General features: G+C 71.9%; 7 protein-coding genes. 5 read left to right on the top strand and 2 right to left on the bottom strand.

Annotated elements, in window-relative coordinates; all coding sequences use genetic code 11:
* The first annotated feature begins 60 nt into the window (after positions 1-60).
* A complete protein-coding gene (locus ACFWUQ_RS30545; protein ID WP_384544499.1) occupies positions 61-2,097 on the top strand; it encodes an endo-beta-N-acetylglucosaminidase in 2,037 nt (678 codons plus the stop codon).
* A gap of 97 nt (positions 2,098-2,194) precedes the next feature.
* On the opposite strand, the gene ACFWUQ_RS30540 is transcribed toward ACFWUQ_RS30545, so the two are convergent.
* Entirely contained in the window at positions 2,195-3,607 is a 1,413-nt protein-coding gene (locus ACFWUQ_RS30540; RefSeq protein WP_384544497.1) for an ATP-binding protein, read from the bottom strand.
* An 11-nt stretch (positions 3,608-3,618) separates the two neighbouring features.
* Positions 3,619-4,323: a response regulator transcription factor gene (locus ACFWUQ_RS30535; protein WP_384544496.1), complete on the bottom strand. Its 705-nt coding sequence runs from the start codon at positions 4,321-4,323 to the stop codon at positions 3,619-3,621.
* A gap of 273 nt (positions 4,324-4,596) precedes the next feature.
* On the opposite strand from ACFWUQ_RS30535, the gene ACFWUQ_RS30530 reads away from it, so the two are divergent.
* The 4 genes from ACFWUQ_RS30530 (at position 4,597) to ACFWUQ_RS30515 (ending at position 7,982) form a co-directional block, all read left to right on the top strand.
* Positions 4,597-5,382 (top strand): amino acid ABC transporter ATP-binding protein, encoded by a 786-nt coding sequence (locus tag ACFWUQ_RS30530; RefSeq protein ID WP_384544494.1) that lies wholly within the window; start codon positions 4,597-4,599, stop codon positions 5,380-5,382.
* A gap of 118 nt (positions 5,383-5,500) precedes the next feature.
* Positions 5,501-6,340, top strand: a complete 840-nt coding sequence (locus ACFWUQ_RS30525; protein WP_384544492.1) for a glutamate ABC transporter substrate-binding protein — start codon at positions 5,501-5,503, stop codon at positions 6,338-6,340.
* Positions 6,341-6,423: 83 nt separating this feature from the next.
* On the top strand, positions 6,424-7,098 hold the full coding sequence (locus tag ACFWUQ_RS30520) for an amino acid ABC transporter permease (protein WP_384544490.1): 675 nt from the start codon (positions 6,424-6,426) through the stop codon (positions 7,096-7,098).
* Positions 7,095-7,982, top strand: coding sequence for an amino acid ABC transporter permease (locus ACFWUQ_RS30515; protein WP_384544488.1), 888 nt, complete (start codon positions 7,095-7,097; stop codon positions 7,980-7,982). Before ACFWUQ_RS30520 ends, ACFWUQ_RS30515 begins: the two co-directional genes overlap by 4 nt.
* Positions 7,983-8,066 lie beyond the last annotated feature (84 nt).

Here is an 8,066-nt window from a genome sequence, read left to right as displayed (position 1 = left end):
CTCCGCCACCTCTTCCCACCCGTCTATTGCCCCGGCTTCGGGCTGTTTGTGCATCTCTCCGTGGGGGTGGGGCCCCCGCCCCCGCTGCCCGGGCCGGCCCGGGCCCCGCGCCCGGGGGCCGCGGCGGCCCCGGCCGACCTGGCCCCGTACGCCTCCTACTGGTTCCCGGACGCGCTGCCGCCGGGGGTGCCCGGCCCCGGGATCGTGTGGCGCTCGCTGAAGGAGTGGAGCCCCGGGAGCGACCCCGATCTGGCGCACAACGCCGCGACCGTGCCGCTGGCGCGGCGCTTCACCCCCGTACCGCCGCACCCGGACGCCCGGTCCGGCCAGGCCGCCGTCGCCGCCCTGGTCTCCTTCGGGCCCACGGCCGGGAACCCGTCCCAGGGGTCGGCGACCGCCGACTACTACGCCCTCAGCCACTGGGCGTACCTCGACGAGCTGGTCTTCTGGGGCGGCTCCGCCGGCGAGGGCATCGTGCTGGCCCCGAACGCGCCGGTGGTCGACGCCGCCCACCGCCACGGGGTCCGCGTCCTCGGCAACGTGTTTTTGCCGCCCGTCGCGCACGGCGGCGATCTGCGGTGGACGCGCGACCTGGTCCAGCAGGACGCCCGCGGCCGCTTCCCGATCGCCGGGCAGCTGGTGCGCGTCGCGGCCGCGTACGGCTTCGACGGCTGGTTCGTCAACGCCGAGACCGACGGCGGGGACAGCGTGCTCGCGGGCCGGATGCGCGCGTTCCTGCGCGCCCTGCGGGCCGCGGGCGCACCGTACGGGCTGCGCATCACCTGGTACGACGCGATGAACACGACCGGCCGGGTCGGCTGGCAGGGTGCGCTCAACGAACTCAACCAGGAGTTCTTCGAGGACCGGTCCGGTCCCGTGGCGGACACCGTGTTCCTGGACTTCCGCTGGACCCCGGAGAAGCTGGCCGCCTCCGGCGCCCTCGCGGACCGGCTCGGACGCGGCCGCCACCGGCTGTGGGCGGGCGTGGACGTGCAAGCGCGCGGCTGGGACAGCCCCACGCCGTGGGAGGCGATCGTGCCGCGCGGCCGCGACCACGTCGTCAGCATCGGCCTCTACCGGCCCGAGTGGACGCGCGACCACCTCGCCGACCGCTCCCCCGGCGCTTTCCACCGCGCTGACGACCGGTTCTGGACGGGTGCCTCGCTCGACCCCTCCCGCCCCGCGCCCGAGGACACCTGGCGGGCTCCGGCGACCGCCGTCGCCGACCGCTCCACCGTCGCCGCGCTGCCCTTCGGCTGCTCGTTCAACACCGGGCACGGCGAACGCTGGTACGAGGACGGCCGCGTCACCTCGGCGGAGCCCTGGAACCACCTCGGCCTCCAGGACCGGCTGCCGGGCAGGCGGTGGGTGGTGGACACGGCCGGCGCCCGGCCCTCCGTCACCCTCGACTTCGCCGACGCCTGGCGCGGCGGGTCCAGCCTGCTGGTCGCGGGCGCCCTCACCGCTCCCGCGGCCGTGGGGCTGCACTCCACGCGGCTGCCGCTGGACCGGTCCGCCGTCCTGGAGCTGGTCCACCGCTGCGGTCCGGGACCGGCCGTCGCCGTGGAGGTCGGGGTCGCGACCCGCGAGCCGGCCCGGGCGGGCGAGCCCGTCGCGTACATCTGGTTCCCGGCCGGGACCGCGGCGCCCCGGGCGGGCTGGCGCACGGCCCGGGTCGGGCTCGGCGCGCTGGCGGGCGCGACCGCGTACGGGCTGGCGGTACGGGTCCGCGCGCACGGGAAGCGGCCGGTGGCCTGGCGGCTCGGGGCGCTGACCGTACGGGACACCCCGGCGCGGCCGCGCCCGGCGGCGCCCGCCGCGCCGGCGGTGGACGCCTCGGCCCGGGACGGCGACACGGTCGCGGTCCGCCTGTCGTGGCGCCGCGCGGCGGGACCGGTCGGGCACCCGCGGCACTACGAGGTGTCCCGTGTGCTCCCCGGCGGCGCCCGGCGCTTCCTGGGCGGCACCTGCGGGACCGCGCTGCACTTCCCGGCGCTGCCGCGCGCCGGGAGGGAGCGGGCGGTGGTCTTCGAGGTGCGCGCCGTCGACGAGACCTACGCGATGTCGGCGCCGGCACGCGTCACGCTGCCCTGGTGACCGGTCGCGGGCGGCCCGCTCCGGCGCCTTCCCGACCTTCCCGGCCCTTCCCGGCGCCGCGAGGCGGATCGGGCCGACGCCGTGCGGGCCCTTCCGGTCAGCGGGTGTGGGGTTCCGTGCGCGGTACGGCGACCGTCACCCGCAGCCCGTGCGGCGGGTTCGTCCCGTACGAGAGGGATCCGCCGCCCGCGGCGAGCAGGGCCCGGGAGATCGACAGGCCGAGTCCGGAGCCCTTGACGTTCTGGTGCCGGCCGCTGCGCCAGAACCGGTCGCCGACGCGGAGGAGCTCCTCCTCGGTGAGACCGGGGCCCCGGTCGGCAACGACCACCTGGACGGACCTCCCGGCCGCGACGACGGACACCTCCACCTCCTCGCCGGCGGGGGTGAACTTCAGGGCGTTGTCGATGACGGCGTCGAGCGCGCTGGACAGGGCGACGGGATCGGCCCAGCCGGTGACGGCCGTCCGGCCGGTCCCGGTGAGCCGTACGCCCTTCTCCTCGGCGTACGGGCGCCAGGCGGCGATCCGCTCCGCGGCCAGGTCCCCGATGTCGGTGAGGCTGATCTCGGCGGAGGTGTGCTCAGCGAGCGCCAGGTCGAGCAGGTCGTCGAGGACCTGGGCGAGGCGCTTTCCCTCCGTCCGCACGGAGGCGATCTCCTCGTTCCCCTCGGGCAGTTCGAGGGCGAGCAGCTCGATCCGCAGGAGCAGCGCCGCGAGCGGGTTGCGCAGCTGGTGGGAGGCGTCCGCGACGAACGCCCGCTGCTGCTCCAGCACCTCTTCGACGTTGTCGGCCATCTCGTTGAACGAACGGGCCAGGCGCTGGAGTTCCGGCGGTCCGCCGCCGGCCGCGACGCGCGAGTTCATCCGTCCGGTGGCGATGCCGTGGGCCGCCGCGTCCAGGGTCCGTACGGGCTTGAGGACCCAGCTGGTGAGCCGCAGGGCGGCGCCGAAGGCGAGCAGCATGGCGGCGGCGAGGCCTCCCGCGATGACCAGCCACCCCTGCAGGATCCTGCCGCGCATCAGATCGGTGGGTGATTCGGTGGCGACGACGGCGACCACGTCCCCGTCGAGGACCACCGGGGAGATGACGAGCAGTTTGCCCTGCGTCTGCCAGGGCCAGACCTGGGGCGGGTTGTGGCTGCGGCGCCCCGCGAGCGCCTCGTCGAAGGCGTCGCGGCCCTCGTCGGACTTGGGGAGCTCCCACCAGCCGGGCGCGCGGGCCATCGCGTTGTCGTCCCGGAGGAAGATGCCGACGCGGATGCCGTACAGCTCCTGGTAGCGGGCGAGTTCGTGCTGGAGGGTCGCGCGGCGCTCGTCGGCTCCGCTGGACCCGGATCCCTCCGCGTCGACGACGAACTGCGCCAGGGCGGCGAAGCGGGCGCTGTCGTCGATGCGGTCGACGACCACCTGCTGCTGCTGCGCGGCGGCGACGCTCACGGCGAGCGGGAGGCCGAGGGCGAGCAGCACGCCCGCCATGAGGACGACGAGCAGGGGGAGCAGGCGGGCGCGCACGGTGGGGGCCGCTAGGGGGCGGCCGGGGTGACGAGCCGGTAGCCCACCCCGCGGACGGTCTCGATGAGGGCGGGCATGCGCAGCTTGGAGCGCAGGGAGGCGACGTGGACCTCCAGGGTGCGCCCGGTCCCCTCCCAGCTGGTGCGCCAGACCTCGCTGATGATCTGCTCGCGGCGGAACACCACTCCGGGCCGCTGGGCCAGCAGGGCCAGCAGGTCGAACTCCTTGCGGGTGAGCGGCACATCGGCGCCGTCCACGCTGACCCGGCGGGTGGGCAACTCGATGCTGACCGGACCGAGCCGGACCAGGGCGGGGGTGCCGGTGCCCGTGGCGGCGGCCTCCTCGGAGGCGCCGGTGCGGCGGGCGACGGCGTGGATGCGTGCGAGGAGTTCACCGGTGTCGTACGGCTTGACGACGTAGTCGTCGGCGCCCATGTTCAGGCCGTGGATACGGGACCGCACGTCGGCCCGCGCGGTCACCATGATGACGGGGGTGGCGGTGCGCTTGCGGATCTTGCCGCAGACCTCGTAGCCGTCCTGGTCGGGCAGGCCGAGGTCGAGCAGTACGACCCCGAAGGGCGGCGCGTCGGCGGGCAGCAGGGCCTGCAGGGCCTCCTCCCCGCTGCGGGCGTGGGTGACGCGGAAGCCGTGCCGGGCGAGGATCGCGGACAGGGCGGCGGCGACGTGGTCGTCGTCCTCGACGAGCAGCAGTCTCATGTCGTCCCCCTCTCCTTCGCCCGGTTCCACCCCGCGTGGTCGGGGCCATCATGCATCCACGCCGATACGGAGTCCCACGTCAAGGGGGTTCCGGTCGGACGCGACTTCCGTTACGCACCCGGTACGACCGCGGCGGCCGCGGGGCGGTGCCGCGCACGGAGCGTATCCGGAAGAGGCCGGATCGTTATGCTCAATTCTCCCTCAGATGTGATGACGATGTGCGCGCCACGTCACTACTGTCCTCCCAACCGAGGAGGACGGAGCACTAAGCCGATGAGCGGAGTATCAGTGACCAAGGACGTGCAGGACGCGGCGGGCGCCGCGGACGACCTGGTCGTACTGAGCAACGTCAACAAGCACTTCGGCGCGCTGCACGTGCTTCAGGACATCGATCTGAGCATTGCCCGCGGTGAGGTCGTCGTCGTGATCGGTCCCTCGGGATCGGGCAAGTCCACGCTGTGCCGGACGATCAACCGGCTGGAGACCATCGACTCGGGCACCATCACGCTCGACGGGAAGCCGCTCCCGGCCGAGGGCAAGGAACTGGCCCGGCTGCGCGCGGACGTCGGGATGGTCTTCCAGTCGTTCAACCTCTTCGCGCACAAGACGGTGCTGCAGAACGTCATGCTGGGCCAGCTCAAGGTCCGCAAGACCGACAAGGACGCCGCCCACGCGAAGGCGCTCGCCCTGCTGGACCGGGTGGGCGTCGGCTCGCAGGCCGACAAGTACCCGGCGCAGCTCTCCGGCGGTCAGCAGCAGCGTGTGGCGATCGCCCGCGCGCTGGCCATGGAGCCCAAGGTGATGCTCTTCGACGAGCCGACCTCGGCCCTCGACCCGGAGATGATCAATGAGGTGCTGGAGGTCATGCAGCAGCTCGCCAGTGAGGGCATGACGATGGTCGTCGTCACGCACGAGATGGGCTTCGCCCGCTCCGCGGCCAACCGGGTCGTCTTCATGGCCGACGGGAAGATCGTCGAAGAGGCCACGCCCGAGCAGTTCTTCAGCAACCCCCGCAGTGACCGCGCCAAGGACTTCCTGTCGAAGATCCTGCACCACTGACGGTCGCGTCTGGTAGGCATCCGGTGGCGGATCACCACCGCAGCCGTTCCTGTCCGCGGTGTGTCCGCCGCAGTCGTCACTCGTCAGCCAACACCGTCTCATCCGAGGGAAGTTCACCATGAAGATCTCCAAGGCCGGTGCGGCCGCGGCCGTCGCCGTCGCCCTTGCCCTGACCGCGACCGCCTGTGGCGGCGGCAGCGACAAGGGTTCCGAGGGCGGTGGCGGCAAGGAGAAGGTCGTCATCGGCATCAAGTTCGACCAGCCGGGTCTGGGCCTGAAGACCCCGGACGGCAAGTACACCGGCTTCGACGTCGACGTCGCGACGTACGTGGCCAAGGAGCTCGGCTTCCAGCCCGACCAGATCGAGTGGAAGCAGGCCATCAGCGCCGAGCGCGAGAACCTGATCTCCAACGGCGACGTCAAGTTCGTCGTCGCGAGCTACTCGATCAACGACAAGCGCAAGGAGAAGGTCGACTTCGCCGGCCCGTACTTCCTCGCGCACCAGGACCTGCTCGTCCGCGCCGACGACACGTCCATCACCAAGGCCGAGGACCTGAACAAGAAGAAGCTCTGCTCGGTCACGGGCTCCACCTCGGCGCAGAACGTCAAGACCAAGCTGGCCCCCGAGGCGGACCTGCTGGAGCAGGGCGGCTACTCCGAGTGCCTCACCGGCCTGGAGAACAAGGCCGTCGACGCGCTGACCACGGACAACTCGATCCTGGCCGGCTACGCCGCGCAGGACAAGAACAAGGGCAAGTTCAAGCTGGTCGGGCTGAGCCTGAGCAACGAGAACTACGGCATCGGCCTCAAGAAGGGCGACACCGAGCTCCAGACCAAGATCAACGCCGCGCTCAAGAAGATGGTCGCGGACGGGTCCTGGGACAAGGCGGTCCAGGCCAACTTCGGCCCGGCCAACTACAAGAACGAGCCTGCCCCGCAGATCACCGAAGGCAGCTGATTCATCGGTGAGGAGCGTCGCCGCCCGCCCTTCGCGGGCGGCGGCGCGCCTCACCGGCCATCCTGGGGAGAGCGCAGGGCATCGTGTTCGATTTTCTTGATTCCGGGCAGTACGACCTGCTCGGAGCCTTCTGGGTGACGGTTCAGCTCACCCTCTACTCGGCGGTCGGATCCCTGGTCTGGGGCACCGTCCTGGCCGGGATGCGGGTCAGCCCGGTCCCGCTGCTGCGGGGCTTCGGCACCGCGTACGTCAACCTGGTGCGCAACACGCCGCTGACCGTGCTGATCATCGCCTGCTCACTGGGCCTGTACCAGACCCTCAGCATCAACCTGGGCGGCGACACCTCCAAGGAGGCCGGTTTCCGGCTCGCGGTCCTCGGACTGGTCGCCTACACCGGCACCTTCGTCTGCGAGGCCCTGCGCTCGGGCATCAACACGGTGCCCGTGGGCCAGGCCGAGGCGGCCCGCGCCCTGGGACTGAGCTTCTTCCAGGTGCTCACCCTGATCGTGCTCCCCCAGGCCTTCCGGGCGGTCGTGGCGCCGCTCACCAACGTACTGATCGCACTCACCAAGAACACCACGGTGGCGGCGACCATCGGCGTGGCCGAAGCGGCCCTGCTGATGAAGGAAATGGTCGAGAACGAGGCCGACGCGCTCTTCGCCGTCTTCGGGGTCTTCGCCCTCGGCTTCGTCCTGCTGACCCTGCCGACCGGCCTGCTGCTGGGCTGGGTGGCCAAGCGAGTGGCGGTGAAGCGGTGACCTCCGTGCTGTACGACGCCCCGGGCCCCAAGGCCAAGGCGCGCAACTGGCTCTACAGCGGGATCTTCGTCGTGCTGTTCGGGCTCGCCCTGTGGTGGGTGCTGTCCCTGATGGCCGAGAAGAACCAGCTCGACGCCGACAAGTGGAGCCCCTTCGTCACCGACGCCCGGGTCTGGACCACGTTCCTGATCCCCGGTCTGCTGGAGACCCTCAAGGCCGGCGTGATCGCCATGGTGATCGCGATCCCCCTGGGCGCGCTCCTGGGTATCGGCCGGCTCTCCGACCACGCGTGGGTACGGGTCCCGGTCGGCGCCGTCGTCGAGTTCTTCCGCGCCATCCCGGTGCTGATGCTGATGATCTTCGGCTTCGCGCTGTACGCGCAGTTCACCACCGTCTCCTCCGACATCCGCCCGCTCTACGCGGTGGTCACCGGCCTGGTCCTCTACAACGCCGCGGTCATCGCCGAGATCGTCCGGGCCGGCGTACTGTCCCTGCCGTCCGGGCAGACCGACGCCGCCAAGGCGATCGGCATGCGCAAGGGCCAGACCATGGTCTACGTGCTGATCCCGCAGGCGGTCACGGCGATGCTCCCCGCCCTGGTCAGCCAGCTCGTGGTGATCCTCAAGGACACCGCGCTCGGCGGCTCCCTGCTCGGCCTCGCCGAGCTGCTGTCGATGAACCGGCAGATCTCGGCGAACTACAGCAACACCATCGCCACCCTCGTCGTGATCGCGCTGATCTACATCGCGGTCAACTTCGCCCTCACCTCCTTCGCCTCCTGGCTGGAGGGCCGGCTGCGCAAGTCCAAGAAGGGCACCGGCGCGGTGGTCGGCGTGGGCGAGGTCGACGACTTGGCCGCCGGGGCCAAGACCGCCGGCGGCTGACGGGGACCTCCCGGTCCGGGCCCCTGAGGCCTGACGTACGGTCAGCCCTGCTGCAGGGCCCGCGTGGTGGGGCTGATCCATTCC

This window comes from Streptomyces sp. NPDC058662 (assembly GCF_042716255.1).
Lineage (GTDB): Bacteria > Actinomycetota > Actinomycetes > Streptomycetales > Streptomycetaceae > Streptomyces.
The sequence above is the reverse complement of the archived record's forward strand: the minus strand, read 5'-3'. Positions and strand labels throughout refer to the sequence as shown.